Here is a 15,390-nt window from a genome sequence, read left to right as displayed (position 1 = left end):
GACGGTAACGCGGCAGGCCGTTTGGTAACGGGCCAGCCAACAAACAGGGATCAGCACGCGAAGTCGCTGATCTTGCCGTCGCCCTCCAGATGGACCACGCACAGCCAGGTACCAGCGGCGTAGCGTGCCTCATAGACGTCATGGCTGACTCGGGCGTCGGGGGTGTCCTTCTTGTTCAGCGCGCGCTCGATGCTGCCGATGTAGCGCAGGCCCTGCAAGGCGCCCCGTCCCGCGGCCCGGTTCGGGCGAGCCAGCAGCTTGGCCAGGCGGGGCAGCAGGTTGGGCGTGTAGAGGTCGGGCGTGAGATGGCCGCTGTCCCAATCGGCCAGGGCCTGGCGCAAGGGGCCAAGGCTGGGTGGGGCCGCGTCCGCCGGCGGCTCGAACCGCACGCCGCGCGCCGGCACCTCCGCCGTCACCGGCAGGATGCCCACCAGCCGGCCGGCGGCCTGGCCGGTGAAGGACAATTGCTGTCCCCCGTCCCGCTACCGGGCCCCCCCTCGACCTCGGCATCGACATGGAAAGCGATGCCACCCGCCAGGCTCCACGACAGGCTGAGATGGCGCTCACGCAACTCCCCCTCCCCCACCGAATCCAGCAGGGGGCAGTAAGCCAGCAGGCGGGCGCGGGTCTGCTCGAACCGGCAGATATGGGTGTCGTTCTCATAGCGTTTGTAGAACGCCGATTCGCCCAACCCGAAGGTGGAGCGGGCGGTGATCTTCCAATAGCCGCTGACGTCCAGCGGCGTGATCACCACCTCCCGCATTTCGGTATCCGGCGGCGGCGCGAACGGCCCGGCGGCCGTGGGGGATGCGGTGTCGGGGGCGGGTGCCGGCCGGATTGATGCGGCCGCGCGGTTGCGCGGCGTGCCGCCGGACGGCGTGGCCCCATTCGCCTGCGCCTGCTGTGTGCCGGGCCCTTCGGCCTGGGTCGGGGGGACGGTCATCGCCGGCGGCACCATCACCCCATCGGCCGGGCCGCCCAGGTGATGCAGGGCGGTGCCATGCTCCTGGGCATTGTTGCCGGCGCACGCGGCCAAGCCCAGCATCATCGCCCCAGCAAGCGCGGTCCGCCGGTTGCGCATCCTCACCCCTCTCCGCCCTTGCGGTCCGCCCCAGCCTCCGCCTCCGGCTTCTGGTGCTTCAGGATCAGGGGCACTTGCGCCATGCTGAACAGGACGAACAGGGGAATGACGACGAAGGATTTGAAAGTCACCCACTGGTCGGTGGTGAGGAAGCGCCACGCCACCTCGTTGGCGCCGGCCAGCACCAGGAAGAAGGCCATCCACCGCACGGTCAGGCGACGCCAGCCGACGGGGTCCAGGTCCACGCCCACCAGCACGTGGGCCAGCAGGTTGCGGCGCAGGGCCACGCCCACGGCCAGGGCCACGGCGAACAGCAGGTAGATGATGGTGGCCTTCACCTTGATGAAGGTCTCATCGTTCAGCCACAGGGTCAGGCCGCCGAACACCACCACGAAGCCGCAGGTGACCAGGGGCATCAGCGGCCACTTGCCATCCAGCTTGCGATAGATGGGCAGGGCCACCACCGCCGCCGCCATGAAGGCGGCGGTGGCGACCATGATCCCCCCTTGGCGTTGGCCACGAAGAAGATGACCAACGGGCCCCATTCCAGGAGCAGACGGATCAGTTGCGACATTACTGGAACGCCGCCTCGACGAAGCTGCGCAGCTTGCGGCTGTGCAGGCGCTCCAGCCCGTTCTCCCGCATCAGTTCCATGGCCAGCATGCCGATGGCCAAGTGCTGGTCCACCCGGGCGCGGTAGAAGTGGTTGGCCATGCCGGGCAGCTTCAGTTCGCCATGCAGCGGCTTGTCCGATACGCACAGCAGGGTGCCGTACGGTACCCGGAAGCGGAAGCCGTTGGCGGCGATGGTGGCCGATTCCATGTCCAGCGCGATGGCGCGGCTCTGGCTGAAGCGCTGCACCGGCTCGCGGTAGTCGCGCAGTTCCCAGTTGCGGTTGTCGATGGTGGCGACCGTGCCGGTGCGCATGAGGCTCTTCAGCTCCCACCCCTCCAACCCGGTGACATGGCCCACCGCCTTTTCCAGGGCCACCTGCACCTCGGCCAGGGGCGGCACGGGGATCCAGGTGGGCAGGTCGGCGTCCAGCACCTTGTCCTCGCGCACATAGCCGTGGGCCAGGACATAGTCGCCCAGGCGCTGCGTCTCACGCAGGCCGGCGCAGTGGCCCAGCATCAGCCAGACGTGGGGCCGCAGCACGGCGATATGGTCGGTGATGGTCTTGGCGTTGCTGGGGCCGACACCGATGTTGACGATGGTGATGCCGTTGCCGTCGGCCCGCTTCAGGTGATAGGCGGGCATCTGCGGCAGGCGCTTGATCCGCTCCCCCTCAGCGGCCCGGCCGGGCTCCAGCGCCTGGTTGAAGGTCACATGGTCACCGGGCTCGACAAAGGCCACATACTGCGAGCGATAAGCCTGCACCTCCGGATCGTCCGACGGCTGCATGGTCTCCAGCCCGCGGCGCACGAACTCATCAATGTAGAACTGGTAGTTGGTGAACAGCACGTAGTTCTGGAAGTGGTCCGGCGCCGTGGCGGAATAGTGCTTCAGCCGGTGCAGGCTGTAGTCCACGCGCGGACCGGTGAACAGGGCCAGCGGCTCGGGCGAGCCCGGCGGGCATTCATAGGTGCCGTTGACGATGCTGTCGTCCATGACCGCCAGGTCTGGCAGATCGAAGACCTCGCGCAGTTTGCGCAGATGTTCCGGCGGCAGGTCGCCTTCCACATGCATGCCTTCCGGGAAGGCGAACTGGATGGGAATGGGCATGTCGCTCACCCCCACCTCGATGCTGGTGGTGTGGTTGCGCAGCAGCTGCTGGAACTGGTGGCGGTAGTAATGGGCGTACAGGTCGGGCCGCGTCAGCGTGGTGCGGTAGGTGCCGGGGCCTGAAACGAAACCATAGGCCAGGCGGCTGTCCACCCGGGGCTCATGGTCCACCGTGACCTGCACGAAGGGATAGAAGCGCCGCACCCGGCCCGTGAAGCTGTCGCCCTTGGCGTAATCCTGGAAACGGGCCCGCAAATGCCCCACCGCGTCATTGTACAGCGCCAGCACGTGGGTGAAGGCGGCATCCGCGTCGGTGAAGGTGACGACCTTGTCCGTCTGCAGGGAAACCGGTGCGTTCAATCGAGAACTCCTTTTTTATTCTGGGGTCCTACACGCCCGCGACCGGATTGCCGCCGGCGGACCCCCTGGGTCAGCAAAGTCTTTTAAAAATACAAAAGCCGCACCGGGCTGTCCCCGTGTGCGGCTTTGCAAAGATAGTCCGTCAAGGAACGGAAGGTGTCAAGCGCACCCTGATGACCGTTGCGCGACCTTCCGTCATCCGGCCAGCCACCGGGGCCAGACACCGGGCCAGCCCCCCTCAGCGCCCCTCGTCCAGGCCAACCAGCGAGGCGGCGAAGGACTGGGCGTCGAAGGGGCGAAGGTCGTCGATGCCCTCGCCCACGCCGATGGCATGGACCGGCAGACCGAACTTCTGCGCCAGCGAGACCAGCACGCCGCCGCGGGCCGAACCGTCCAGCTTGGTCAGGATCAGGCCGTTGACCGACACCATCTCCTTGAACACCTCCACCTGCGAATGGGCGTTCTGGCCGGTGGTGGCGTCCAGGGTCAGCAGGGTGGTGTGGGGGGCGGTGGGGTCCACCTTCTTGATGACGCGCACGATCTTGCGCAGCTCATCCATCAGGCCCTGCTTGTTCTGCAGGCGGCCGGCGGTGTCGATCAGCAGCACGTCGGCGCCGGCGGCCCGCGCCTTCTCCAGCGCCTCATAGGCCAGGCCGGCGGCGTCCGCCCCCGTCTCCTTGGCGATCACGGGGGCGCCGGTGCGTTCGCCCCAGATCTGCAGCTGGCTGACGGCGGCGGCGCGGAAGGTGTCGCCGGCGGCCAGCCACACGGTCTTGCCGGCGGCGCGCAATTCCCGCGCGTACTTGCCGATGGTGGTGGTCTTGCCCGTGCCGTTGACGCCCACCACCAGCACGACATGGGGCTTGTGGTTGCCGTCCAGCACCAGGGGCTGGGCCACGGGGACCAGCACCTTGGCGATCTCATCGGCCAGGAAGCGCTTCACCTCATCGGGCGAAATCTCCTTGCCGAAGCGGCTCTTGGCCAGGTCGCCGGTGACGCGCGCCGCCATGGCGGGCCCCAGGTCCGCTTGGATCAGCAGCTCCTCCAGCTCCTCCAGCGTCTCGTCATCCAGCTTGCGCTTGGTGAAGATGCCGCCGATGCCGTCGGTCAGGCGAGAGGTGGACTTGGACAACCCCCGGCGCAGGCGCGACAGCCAGCCGCCCTGGGGCGCCTCTTCCACCGGCGCCGCCGGGGGGCGTCCAGGACCAGGGCGGATTTGGGCGCCGCGACGGGCGCCACCACCACCGACTCCTCGGCCATTTCAGGCGATGCCGGCGGTTGTTCCGGTTGCGCAACAGGCTCGACGGCGACTGGGGTCTCAGGCGTGGACGGGGCGGCCGGGGCTTCGGCGGCGGGCTTCTTACGCTTGATCCAATCGAACATCAGCAGCAACCCATCAGCATGTCGCCATCCAGCCCGGCTATGCGGGCCTCCACGAGCGTGCCCGGCGCGAAATCGCGATCCAGCCGCACCTCGGCGAATTGTTCCGTACGGCCGATACGGCCCTTTTCCACCAGCACCGCGACGGTGCGCCCCTGCTGGCTAGCCAGGTGCCGGCGCACCGCCTCCTCCCCCGCGGCGCGCAGCCGGGCCGCCCGTTCCTTGCGCACCGCCTTGTCCACCTGCGGCATGCGGGCGGCGGGCGTGCCGGGGCGGGGGCTGTAGGGGAAGACGTGCAGCCAGGTCAGGCCACAGTCGGCCACGGCGTCCAGGGTGTTCTGGAACATCTCATCGGTTTCCGTGGGGAAGCCGGCGATGAGGTCGGCGCCGAACACCATGTCGGGCCGCAGGTCGCGCGCGCGCTGGCAGAAGGCCACGGCGTCGGCGCGGCTGTGGCGGCGCTTCATGCGCTTCAGCACCATGTCGTCGCCGGCCTGCAGGCTGACGTGCAGGTGGGGCATCAGGCGCGGTTCCTCGGCGATCAGGCGCCAGAGGTCGTCGTCGACCTCCACCGGGTCCAGCGAGGACAGGCGCAGGCGCGGCAGTTCCGGCACCAGGGCCAGCAGCCGGCGGATCATCTGGCCCAGGGTGGGCGCGCCCGGCAGGTCGGGGCCGTAGCTGGTGACGTCCACGCCGGTCAGCACCACCTCACGGTAGCCCTGCTCCACCAGAGTGCGCACCTGGGTCACGATCTCGCCCATGGGGACGGAGCGGGAATTGCCCCGGCCATAGGGGATGATGCAGAAGGTGCAGCGGTGGTCGCAGCCGTTCTGCACCTGGATAAAGGCGCGGGCACGCCCCTCCATGCCCTGGATCAGGTGGCTGGCAGTCTCGCGCACCGACATGATGTCGTTGACGATCACCCGCTCCGCCTGGCCGGCGCCGAAGCTGGTCCAGCTGTCGGCCTTCAGCTTCAGATCGTTGCCCAAAACCTGGTCCACCTCGGGCATGGCGGCGAAGGTGCCGGGGTTGACCTGGGCGGCGCAGCCGGTGACGACGATGCGGGTGTCCGGGTTCTCGCGCCGGGCCTTGCGGATGGCCTGGCGGGCCTGGCGCTCGGCTTCCGAGGTCACGGCGCAGGTGTTGAAGATCAGCACCGGGCCCAAGCCGGCGGCGCGCGCGTGGTCGCGCATCACCTCGAACTCGTAGGCGTTCAGGCGGCAACCGAAGGTGACCACCTGCGGCCCGCCGGCCTCGCCGGAAATCTCCGGACCGGAGCCTTCCTGGCGGTGCTCGTGCCCATGATCAGTGTCAGCGTGCTCGGCACTCATCACGTGGCGCCCGCCAGCAAGGCGTCATCCAGCTCGCCGCTGAAGGCCGTGGCCACCGGCCCGGTCATCAGCACATGCCCGTCCTCCCGCCACTCGATGGTCAGCGTGCCGCCATCCATGACGATGTCGGCCTTGCGGCCGGTCAGGCCCCGCCGGGCGGCCGCCACCAGGGTGGCGCAGGCGCCGGAGCCGCAGGCCAAGGTGATGCCGGCCCCGCGTTCCCACACCCGCATGCGCACCCGGCCGGGCGCGACAACGGTCGCGACCTCGATATTGGCGCGCTCCGGGAAGGCGGTGTGATGTTCCAACTGCGGTCCCCACTGGGGAAGATCCACCGCCTCCGCATCGTCCACGAAGAACACGGCGTGGGGATTTCCCATGTTGACGGCGCAGGGGCGCGACAGCGGGCCGGCGGCCACGTCCAGCGACAGAGTATCGGCGGGTTCAGCCAAGGGGATCTGCTGCCAGTCCAGGCGGGCGGGGCCCATGTCGACCGTCACCAGACCGTCGGCATGGCGGACGGCGGGCAGCAGGCCGCTGATGGTTTCCACCGTCAGGCGGTCGCGTCCAGCCCCCTCGGCGGCGATCAGCGAGGCGACGCAGCGCGTGGCGTTGCCGCAGGCGCCGGACTCGCTGCCATCGGGGTTCAGGATGCGCATGAAGACATCGGCGCCGGCCGTTTGCGGCGGCTCCAGGATGATGATCTGGTCGCAGCCGACACCGAAGCGGCGGTCGGCGAGGACGCGCGCCTGCGCGCCCGTCAAGGACAGGGGGGTGGTGCGGGCATCCAGAACGACGAAGTCGTTGCCCAGCCCGTGCATCTTGAGAAACCGGCGCGCCATGATGCCCGGTTATATGGCGACGATCCGCCCCCTGTCCATGGGCGTGCCCGGCAGAGCGGTTCTGTCCCCACTGCAGGTTGGAGAGATTATTTCCGGCCGAACACCAGCATCTTGGATAGGACGAAGTTGAAGCCCATGCCGGCGAGGGAACCGGCGCCCTTGGCCCCGTAGGGCCACAGCGCGGGCAGCCAAGGCATCATCGCCACGGCGAAGGCCGGGGCGTCCAGCCAGACGATGAGGTTGTAGACTGTCAGGTTGACCACGCCGCCCACGGCGTTGGCCGCCAGGAACTTGGCCCACTGGTGCAAGGCCCGCCGCCGGCTGGCACCGGTGAAGGTGAACCGCCGGTTCATCCACCAGGTGAAGGTGGCCGCCACGAAGTAGGAGAAGAAACCGGCACTGTGTTTGTCCAGCCCCAGCGGGTTCATGGCCACCCACAGGGCGCCCATGTCCACGAACAGGCCGGCCACGCCGATGAGGGCGAAGGACATGACCTCCGCCTTCACCTGCTTCGGGGTGCCGGGAGGCTGGACCTCAGGCTGATGCGTCACCGCCACTCAGCCCCGGCCCAGCGGGGCGAAATCCGGCGCCGGAATTTCCAGATAGCGCAGGCGCTTCATCTCGCGCCGGCCACGGGTCACCGTGTCCAGGATCAGGCCGCAGGTCAGCGACAGGAAGGCCAGGATCATGAGGCCGGTGGCCAGCACCGCCGTGGGCAGGCGGGGCACCAGGCCCGTCTCCACGAAGGTGACGAAGATGGGGATGCCCAGGATGACCGACAGCAGCGCGAACAGGAGGGCGGCCACGCCGAAGAACAGCATGGGCCGTTCCTCCTTCACCAGCTTGGTGATCATCCACAGGATGCGCATGCCGTCCTTGTAGGTGGACAGCTTGCTGACCGACCCAGGCGGCCGGTCCTTGTAGGGGGTCTCCACCTCCGCGATGGGCATGCGCAGCTCCAGCGCATGCACCGTCAGCTCCGTCTCCGTCTCGAAGCCGCCGGCCAGCGCCGGGAAGGACTTCACGAAGCGGCGGGAGAAGACGCGGTAGCCCGACAGCATGTCGTTGGTGCGCTTGCCGAAAATGAAGGTGACCAGGCCCGTCAGCAACAGGTTGCCGAACCGATGACCGGGACGGTAGGCCGCCTCGATCTCCGTGACACGGGCGCCGTTCACCATGTCCAGCTGCTCGGTCACCAGCCGGTCGACCAGGGCCGGGGCGCTGGCGGCATGATAGGTGTCGTCACCATCGACCATCACATACACGTCCGCCTCGATGTCGGCGAACATGCGGCGCACCACATTGCCCTTGCCCTGCAGCGGCTCGGTGCGCACGACGGCACCGGCGGCCCGCGCCACCTCCACCGTCCGGTCCTTGGAGTTGTTGTCGTAGACGTACACGGTGGCGTCCGGCAGGGCCGCCTTGAAATCGGCGACCACCTTGGCGATGGCGGCTTCCTCGTTGTAGCAGGGCACCAGGACGGCCACGGTGGGGCGGCGGACGGCGTCCAGGGGGGCGGCGGTGGTGTCTACCATCGCGGGGAATCCTCGAAAAATAGGCGTCAGTTGACGGGGTTCATATCACGGGCCGCCGCCGGTTGCAGCGGGATGATGCGACACAACAGCATGGGTTCGTCCAAGGTTGATGTCACAGGCTGGCAGGGTTCCCCGGCACCCTTGAGGCCATAGCGTGGCAAAATCTGGTCCATGGTCCACGTCTCCCAATGCGCCACCAGCAGATAGAAATCGTCCCCGTTGGCGATGCCCTGGTCGATGCGCTGGCGCATCTGCCGGTTCAGCAGGATGTCGCCCTGGTCGGGGTGGATGAAATAGCTCTGCACCCTCAGGAACGGGATCTGCGGCGGGAAGCCGGGGATAAGGAAACTGGTGGGGGCGTAGCCCGTCATGAGGATGACGGTATGGTCCGGCCGGGGAAGGACGGGCGCCTGCACCTCCGACACTTTGGCGCCGAAGGGGCGCTCGCCCCAGGGCACGCGGGCCCAGGTGCCCGACTGGCCGGTGACGGCGAGCAACAGCAACAGCAGGGCGATGAAGGCGCCCCGCGCCCGGGCCGGGGCCGGCCACAGCGACACGGCCGCCAGGATCAGCACCGGCGCCAGCATCTCCAGCGGGATGAGATAGCGGTAGATGGCGAACAGCTTCAGCCACACCAGGTAGCTCAAGGCGCCTGCCAGCAGCAGGTAGCGCCGGGCGCGGGCGTGGCCCGTGGTGTCGACCACCGGGGCCTGGACGGCGAACAGCCCTCGCACCCAACGGACCAGGGCCATGGTCCCCGTCAGCAGCAGCACGACATAGGCCGCCAGCACCCGGTAATCGCGGAAAATGATCTCGCCCACCAGCTTGGGGTCGCGGGCCCAGGCGAAGGGGAACGCGGCGGCGGCCAAGGCCCCCTTGGGGATGAACTTGTCGTCCCGGTAGGGATCGGGCGTGCCCCAGGGGGAATGGAAGACGTTGTTGAAATAAGGAAACAGGGGGTTCTGGAAATGGCTCCACAGGAACCACATCCAATGGCCGGAGAAGAGGGCCATGCCGGCCAGCACCCCCAGCCCGAAGAAAAAGGACAGGAACAGGCGGCGCCACGGCGCGCCGCCGGCCAGCAAGAAGGCGGCGCAGGTGCCCACGGCGAAGACGATGGTGGGCTGCTTCAGGCCCACGCCACTGCCGACCAGCAATCCCGCCAACGCCACACGGCGGAAAGCGGGGCCGCCGGGCGCGGTCCACGCGGCACCCTCGCCGCCCAACTGGCCACCGCCGATGGCGACCAGCAGGCCGCCCAGCACGAACAGGCTGATGACGTTATCATAGAAGGTGGTGCCCAGCAGGCCCACCTGGCCGCCGCCCACCATGCCGCACACCGCCACGGCCAAGGCCACCAGCGCCCGCCGGCCTTCGGGTGTCGCCGGGCGCTGCACCGTCCAGGCCAGGCCGTACAGCAGCACAAGGTTGGCACCCTGGATGCTGCCCAGCAGGAATTCCACCACCCGGGCCGGCCAGACCTGCGCCGCCAGGAAAAAAGGCAGGTCCAGGGTGGGGTTGTAGAAGCTGGCCACCTGCGCCGGCGCCACGTCCATGCCCCAGCGCCCGGTCAGGAAGGCGTAGGCGTTGTACCAATGATAGTTGCGCAGGTCCCAATTGCCGTCCTGGCCCAGAAGCACGGCCCACAGGCCGAACAGGAAGGGGCCGGCCACCAGGAGGCCGAGCGTGAGGCGGCGGACGGGGCGGTCTTGTGTGGGCAGCAACATGGGCGTCCGTCAAACAGGGGAAGGCGGGCGGCGGAAATCGTGCGACAGATTTGCCAGAAAATAGGGCGAAACTAGGCCCAGGAAAGGATGCCGGATCAGGGAACCCGAATCAGTGAACCCAGGTCAGTGAACCATGCCGACCGCGTCCGCCAGGTCGGCTCCGTCCAGGTCCGCCTCGGCAAGGTCGACATCGCGCAGGTCCGCCCCCGCCATCTTGGCATCCGACAGTTCCGCGTCCTTCAGCACCGCCCCCACCAGCGAGGACTGGGACAGCACCGCGCGCTTCAGCATGGCGCCGGTGAGATTGGCGCCGTCCAGGCGGGCGCGGTGCAGGTTGGCGCTCCACAACCGGCCGGTGGAACTTTGGATCAGCACGGGGCCCAGATCCGCCCGCACCAGTTGCGCCCCATTGAGGGTGGCCCGCTCCAGCGAAGCCCCGCGCAGGTCGGCCCGGCTGAGGTCGGCGTCGCGCAGGTCGGCCAGCGACAGGTCGGCCATGGGCAGCGACGTGCCCACCAGGCTGGCCTTGCGCAGGCAGGCGCAATGCAGCAGCGCCGCCGACAGGTTCGCCCCGGCGAGATCCACACCGCTCAGATCCAGGCTGGACAGGTCGGCGCGGGCGCCCTCGCGCCCCCCGTCTCCACCCATTCCGTATGGAGGACCAGCATGGCGGACAGGTCCAGGCCGGCGTCCTCCGGCGTCGGGGCGTGAATGCCCTCCAGCACCTCTTCGGCGCGCCGGGCGTTGTCGTCCAGAATGGTGCCCATCATCAGGGCGCCGGCAAAACGGGCCAACCCCAGTTCCGCGCCCGACAAATCCGCCCCGTGCAGCTTGGCGCCGGTCAGGTTGGCGCCGGTCAGGTCGGCGCCCTTGAGGTCGCAGCCGGTCAGGTTGGTGTTGGTGAGGTTGGCGCGCGCCATCTTGGCGCCGCGCATGATGCAATCGGTCAGGTCGGACTGCACCAGGAAGGTGTTGGACAGCTTGGCCCGGCTGAGATCCGCCCCCACCACCGTGGCGCATGACAGTTCTGTCTGCACCGGCACGTCGTCGAACTCATGGGGGGTGATGCTGCCGTCCTTGCGGACGTGCATGATCGTGCCTTCGCGCAGGTCCGCCTCCGCCATGGAGGCCTGGTTCAGCACGGCCCCACGCAGGCAGGCGCCGCGCAGGTCGGCCCGGCGCAGGTCCGAGCGTTCCAGGTTGGCCAGGCGCAAGTCGGCGGCATAGAGGGACGCGCCGGTCAGGATGCAGTCGACCATGCGGGCGCCGAACAGCTTGGCGCCGGAGAAGTCGGCCTCCGCCAGGTTCAGGCCCGACAGATCCATATGGGACAGGTCACGCAGCTTGAAGCTGGCACGCACGCCCCCGGGCTGCTTCATCAGGAAGGCCCGATGCTTGCCTATGATCGCCAGCAACTCCGTCTGGCTCATCCTTGACCGTTCGGGTTCGGCATTTCTGCCGGACGACATCGACATACAAGCCTCCGCGGGGGCCGGTCCTCCCCCGCAATCCATCTTCGCCTCGGGGCGGTGAGATTAATCTAAGATTATCCCGATAATCCGTTCATACATTATCTTAAATGCTGGCTGGAAGAGGCCCCGCGCACACGAGGCTAGGCTTTAAGTGAAATGGCGGGCGCCGTATATGATCTGTCACACATCCGCAGGCCTTTGGTCGTCCCCCATTTTGCCTGGCCCCCGCCGCCGGCATACCGTGCCTGGTGGGCCGTCCATCGTCTGTTTCGCGCATCTCGCCGCCCTTCTGAAGCATTGACATACGCCCACCATCGGTCTAGATAGCCCAACCTCGACCACGGGTTCCGGTTCGGAAGCCAGGTTGAACCGCACCCCGCGCCAAGGCGCGACGCCAGTCCACGAGTTTCGTGCACTGGCGCTTTTCGTTTGGGCAAATGGGCCTGAGCGGACGCTTGGACTAGGGGGGCGTGTGAAGATCGGAACGGCAATGGCCAGGACGGGTTATGTTTGACGGCTTGACAGGACGGCTCGGCGATATCTTCGACCGGCTGCGTCGGCGCGGCGCCCTCACCGAAGAGGACGTTGGTGCGGCGCTGCGCGAAGTGCGCGTGGCCCTGCTCGAGGCCGACGTGGCCCTGCCAGTGGTCAAGTCCTTCATCAACGGCGTGAAGGAAAAGGCCGTTGGGCAGGAGGTGCTGCGCTCCATCACCCCTGGCCAGATGGTCATCAAGATCGTCCACGACCATCTGGTCGAGATGCTGGGCGAGCAGAACGAGGGCATCAACCTCAACGCCGAGGCGCCGGTGCCGGTGCTGATGCTGGGCCTGCAGGGCTCGGGCAAGACCACCAGCACCGCCAAGATCGCCCGCCTGCTGAAGACCCGCGAGAAGAAAAAGGTGCTGATGGCGTCGCTGGACACGCGACGCCCGGCCGCCCAGGAACAGCTGCGGGTGCTGGGTGAGCAGGTGGACGTGGCCACCCTGCCCATCGTTCCCGGCGAAGATCCGGTGACCATCGCCCAACGCGCCATGCGCGTCGGCCGGCTGGAAGGCTATGACGTCGTCATGCTGGACACCGCCGGCCGCCTTGCCATCGACGAGGAGTTGATGGACGAGGTGGTGCGCATCCGCGACGTCACCAAGCCGGTGGAAAGCCTGCTGGTGGTGGACGCCATGACCGGCCAGGACGCCGTCACCGTCGCCACCAATTTCAATGACAAGGTCGGCGTCACCGGCATCGTCATGACCCGCATCGATGGCGACGCCCGGGGCGGCGCCGCCCTGTCGATGCGCCAGATCACCGGCCGCCCCATCAAGTTGCTGGGCACCGGCGAAAAGATCGACGCGCTAGAGGCCTTCCACCCCGACCGCATCGCTGGCCGCATCCTGGGCATGGGCGACGTGCTCAGCCTGGTGGAGAAGGCCGCCGAGACCATCGACCGCGAGGAAGCCGAGAAGCTTGCCGCGAAGATGGAAAAGGGCAATTTCGACCTGGACGACATGCTGTCCCAGCTGCGCCAGATTCGGAAGATGGGCGGAATGGGCGGCATGCTGTCCATGCTGCCCGGCGTGGGCAAGATCAAGGACCAGCTGTCCAAGGCCAACATCGACGAGCGCATGCTGAAGCGTCAGGAGGCGATCATCACCTCCATGACCCAGAAAGAGCGCCGCGACATCAAGTTGCTGAACGCATCGCGCCGGCGCCGCATCGCGCTGGGGTCCGGGACCACGGTGGCCGACGTCAACCGGCTGCTGAAGCAGTACCAGGACATGGCCGACATGATGCGCAAGTTCAAGAAACTGGGGAAAAAGGGCCTGATGCGCCAGGGCCTGTCGGCCCTGATGCCCAAGGGCCGCTGATCCCCAGCCAAATTTAGTATCCGCGTTTCACCCTCATCGTTAGTTCAACATCAGAGTCAGGAAGTAAGAAATGTCCCTCAAGATTCGTCTGGCCCGCGGTGGCGCCAAGAAGCGTCCGTTCTACAGCATCGTCGTGTCCGACAGCCGTTCGCCCCGCGACGGCAACTTCATCGAGAAGATCGGCACCTACAACCCGATGCTGCCGCGTGAGCACGCCGAGCGCGTCACCCTGAAGGAAGAGCGCGCCCGCCACTGGCTGTCTGTGGGCGCCCAGCCGACCGACCGCGTCGCCCTGTTCCTGGGCCGCGCCAACATCATCGAGCTGCCGAAGGTCCGCGAGACCCCGAAGAAGTCCGCCCCCAAGGCGAAGGCCCAGGAGCGCGCCAAGCTGGCCGCCGCTGCCGCCGCCAGCACCGAGGGCTGATTGACCTGACGCCAGCCGCCCCCCTTGGCGACAGGGGTGGGTTGGCCGGTATCCAGGTTGACGGGTTGCGACGGGGGCGGGTGACCGCCCCCGTTCAGCTTTTCCGCCGCTTACAGTCTTCGAGAGAGTATCGTTATGGAAACCGCCACGCGCATCTGCGTCGGGCAGTTCGTGGGCAGCCACGGGGTGCGCGGCCGCGTCAAGGTGAAGAGCTTCACGGCTGTGCCGGAGTCGCTGTTCGCCTATGGCACCTTGACCGACGAATCGGGCGCCCGCGCCTTCGCCCTGACCATGACCGGCATGGGCAAGGATCATTTCCTGGCGGAGTTGCAGGGCGTGCGCGACCGCGACGCGGCCGACGCGCTCAAGGGCACCCGCCTGTACATCGCCCGTGACCAGTTGCCGGCCCCCGAGGACGAGGACGAGTTCTATCACGCCGACCTGATCGGCCTGGTGGCGACCACCGCGGATGGCGAGCCCTTCGGTGAGATCAAGGCCATCTACGATTTCGGTGGCGGCGACATGCTGGAGATCGCGCACGCGGCTTCGGGCAAGACGGTCACCATCCCCTTCACCCGCGCCGCCGTGCCGGTGGTGGACGTGAAGGCGGGCGTGGTGACGGTGGAACCGCCGGCCGGCCTGTTCGAGAAGGTCAAGCCGACGCCGGAGGAACTGGCCGAGATGGAAGGCGGGCCCGCCGCCGATGAGGCGGTAGCCTCGGAAAATGACGAGGCGGTGGCGTCGGATGACGACGCGCCCGAGGCCCACGAGGGCTGATTCGATGACGGCCGTCTGGCATGTGACGGTGCTGACCCTGTTCCCGGAGATGTTTCCGGGGCCGCTGGGCATGAGCCTGGCAGGGAAAGCGCTTGAAAATGGCACCTGGTCACTGGAATCAGTGGACATCCGGTCGTTCGCGAGTGATAAACACCGCTCCGTGGACGACACCCCGTTCGGCGGCGGACCAGGTATGGTCATGCGGCCCGACGTCCTGGACGCAGCCCTGACCGCCAGCCGGTCGCGGTTGAGCCAGGACCAGAGGGAACGGGGCCGGGCGATCTACCTCTCGCCGCGTGGCCGTGTGCTGGACCAGGCGCTGGTACGGGAACTCGTATCGGCGCCCAGCCTCACAGTGCTATGCGGCCGGTATGAAGGGGTGGATGAACGGGTCCTGGAAGCGCAGGGCCTCGAGGAAGTGAGCCTCGGGGATTTCGTGCTTTCGGGGGGCGAGCCCGCGGCGCTCTGCCTGATCGACGCCTGCGTTCGGCTGTTGCCGGGCGTCATGGGCAACGTCGAGACGGCTGGCGAAGAGAGTTTCGAGCGGGGATTGCTGGAGTATCCCCACTATACGCGGCCGGCCGTCTGGCAGGACCGCGCGGTGCCCGAGGTTCTACTCTCCGGGCACCATGAGAAGGTGAAAGCCTGGCGGTTGGCCGAGGCGGAGCGCATCACCAGGGACCGGCGACCGGACCTGTGGCAGCGCTACGAGGAGAGCCGGCCCAAGGTCGAAACCAAGAGCCGCCGCCGGCGCAAGCCGCGAAGCGGTTCGACCCTAGAGGATGGCGTTTCCCTGGTGGACTCCACTGCGGAAACGGCGCCTGTGCCAAACCTGGATTGACCGCCGTGAGGCTGGCCATTGTCATCATGTGGAGTT

16 protein-coding genes are annotated in these 15,390 nt (G+C 67.7%); 4 read left to right on the top strand and 12 right to left on the bottom strand.

Annotated elements, in window-relative coordinates; all coding sequences use genetic code 11:
* Positions 1 to 50: 50 nt before the first annotated feature.
* The 12 genes from UCD39_RS22290 to UCD39_RS22235 all read right to left on the bottom strand — a co-directional run bounded on the left by UCD39_RS22290 (position 51) and on the right by UCD39_RS22235 (position 11,408).
* Complete coding sequence (locus tag UCD39_RS22290; RefSeq protein ID WP_330497921.1) at positions 51 to 464, bottom strand: hypothetical protein; 414 nt, start codon at positions 462 to 464, stop codon at positions 51 to 53.
* Entirely contained in the window at positions 413 to 1,081 is a 669-nt protein-coding gene (locus tag UCD39_RS22285; RefSeq protein WP_330497920.1) for a hypothetical protein, read from the bottom strand. Before UCD39_RS22285 ends, UCD39_RS22290 begins: the two co-directional genes overlap by 52 nt.
* Positions 1,082 to 1,083: 2 nt before the next feature.
* Positions 1,084 to 1,578 (bottom strand): inner membrane-spanning protein YciB, encoded by a 495-nt coding sequence (locus UCD39_RS22280; protein WP_330497919.1) that lies wholly within the window; start codon positions 1,576 to 1,578, stop codon positions 1,084 to 1,086.
* Between the two features lie 76 nt (positions 1,579 to 1,654).
* Positions 1,655 to 3,163, bottom strand: coding sequence for an AMP nucleosidase (locus UCD39_RS22275; RefSeq protein WP_004273344.1), 1,509 nt, complete (start codon positions 3,161 to 3,163; stop codon positions 1,655 to 1,657).
* 238 nt (positions 3,164 to 3,401) lie between these two features.
* Positions 3,402 to 4,343: a signal recognition particle-docking protein FtsY gene (gene ftsY, locus UCD39_RS22270; RefSeq protein ID WP_330497918.1), complete on the bottom strand. Its 942-nt coding sequence runs from the start codon at positions 4,341 to 4,343 to the stop codon at positions 3,402 to 3,404.
* Between the two features lie 202 nt (positions 4,344 to 4,545).
* Positions 4,546 to 5,874 carry a tRNA (N(6)-L-threonylcarbamoyladenosine(37)-C(2))-methylthiotransferase MtaB gene (gene mtaB, locus UCD39_RS22265; RefSeq protein WP_330497917.1) on the bottom strand — a complete coding sequence of 443 codons (1,329 nt, stop codon included), beginning with the start codon at positions 5,872 to 5,874 and terminating at the stop codon, positions 4,546 to 4,548.
* Entirely contained in the window at positions 5,874 to 6,716 is an 843-nt protein-coding gene (dapF, locus tag UCD39_RS22260; RefSeq protein WP_330497916.1) for a diaminopimelate epimerase, read from the bottom strand. Before dapF ends, mtaB begins: the two co-directional genes overlap by 1 nt.
* Before the next feature lie 86 nt (positions 6,717 to 6,802).
* Positions 6,803 to 7,267, bottom strand: coding sequence for a GtrA family protein (locus UCD39_RS22255; protein WP_330497915.1), 465 nt, complete (start codon positions 7,265 to 7,267; stop codon positions 6,803 to 6,805).
* Positions 7,268 to 7,273: 6 nt separating this feature from the next.
* Positions 7,274 to 8,251, bottom strand: coding sequence for a glycosyltransferase family 2 protein (locus tag UCD39_RS22250; protein ID WP_330497914.1), 978 nt, complete (start codon positions 8,249 to 8,251; stop codon positions 7,274 to 7,276).
* A gap of 26 nt (positions 8,252 to 8,277) precedes the next feature.
* Positions 8,278 to 9,978, bottom strand: a complete 1,701-nt coding sequence (locus UCD39_RS22245; RefSeq protein ID WP_330497913.1) for a hypothetical protein — start codon at positions 9,976 to 9,978, stop codon at positions 8,278 to 8,280.
* Between the two features lie 123 nt (positions 9,979 to 10,101).
* Positions 10,102 to 10,626: a pentapeptide repeat-containing protein gene (locus tag UCD39_RS22240; RefSeq protein ID WP_330497912.1), complete on the bottom strand. Its 525-nt coding sequence runs from the start codon at positions 10,624 to 10,626 to the stop codon at positions 10,102 to 10,104.
* Positions 10,569 to 11,408, bottom strand: coding sequence for a pentapeptide repeat-containing protein (locus tag UCD39_RS22235; RefSeq protein ID WP_330497911.1), 840 nt, complete (start codon positions 11,406 to 11,408; stop codon positions 10,569 to 10,571). The genes UCD39_RS22240 and UCD39_RS22235 overlap by 58 nt, the downstream gene beginning before the upstream one ends.
* Positions 11,409 to 11,956: 548 nt before the next feature.
* On the opposite strand from UCD39_RS22235, the gene ffh reads away from it, so the two are divergent.
* The 4 genes from ffh (at position 11,957) to trmD (ending at position 15,354) form a co-directional block, all read left to right on the top strand.
* The gene (gene ffh, locus UCD39_RS22230; RefSeq protein ID WP_322482821.1) at positions 11,957 to 13,312 is read left to right on the top strand and encodes a signal recognition particle protein; all 1,356 of its coding nucleotides are present in this window, start codon (positions 11,957 to 11,959) and stop codon (positions 13,310 to 13,312) included.
* A 70-nt stretch (positions 13,313 to 13,382) separates the two neighbouring features.
* The gene (gene rpsP, locus UCD39_RS22225; protein ID WP_145729793.1) at positions 13,383 to 13,736 is read left to right on the top strand and encodes a 30S ribosomal protein S16; all 354 of its coding nucleotides are present in this window, start codon (positions 13,383 to 13,385) and stop codon (positions 13,734 to 13,736) included.
* Between the two features lie 135 nt (positions 13,737 to 13,871).
* Positions 13,872 to 14,513 (top strand): ribosome maturation factor RimM, encoded by a 642-nt coding sequence (gene rimM / locus UCD39_RS22220; protein ID WP_330497910.1) that lies wholly within the window; start codon positions 13,872 to 13,874, stop codon positions 14,511 to 14,513.
* Positions 14,514 to 14,517: 4 nt separating this feature from the next.
* A complete protein-coding gene (gene trmD, locus UCD39_RS22215) occupies positions 14,518 to 15,354 on the top strand; it encodes a tRNA (guanosine(37)-N1)-methyltransferase TrmD (RefSeq protein WP_330497909.1) in 837 nt (278 codons plus the stop codon).
* The last annotated feature ends 36 nt before the right edge of the window (positions 15,355 to 15,390 follow it).

The sequence above is a fragment of the Nitrospirillum karajorum genome (assembly GCF_036348415.1).
Lineage (GTDB): Bacteria > Pseudomonadota > Alphaproteobacteria > Azospirillales > Azospirillaceae > Nitrospirillum > Nitrospirillum amazonense_B.
Note: the sequence above shows the minus strand (reverse complement) of the source record. Positions and strands in the feature narration are given on the sequence as shown.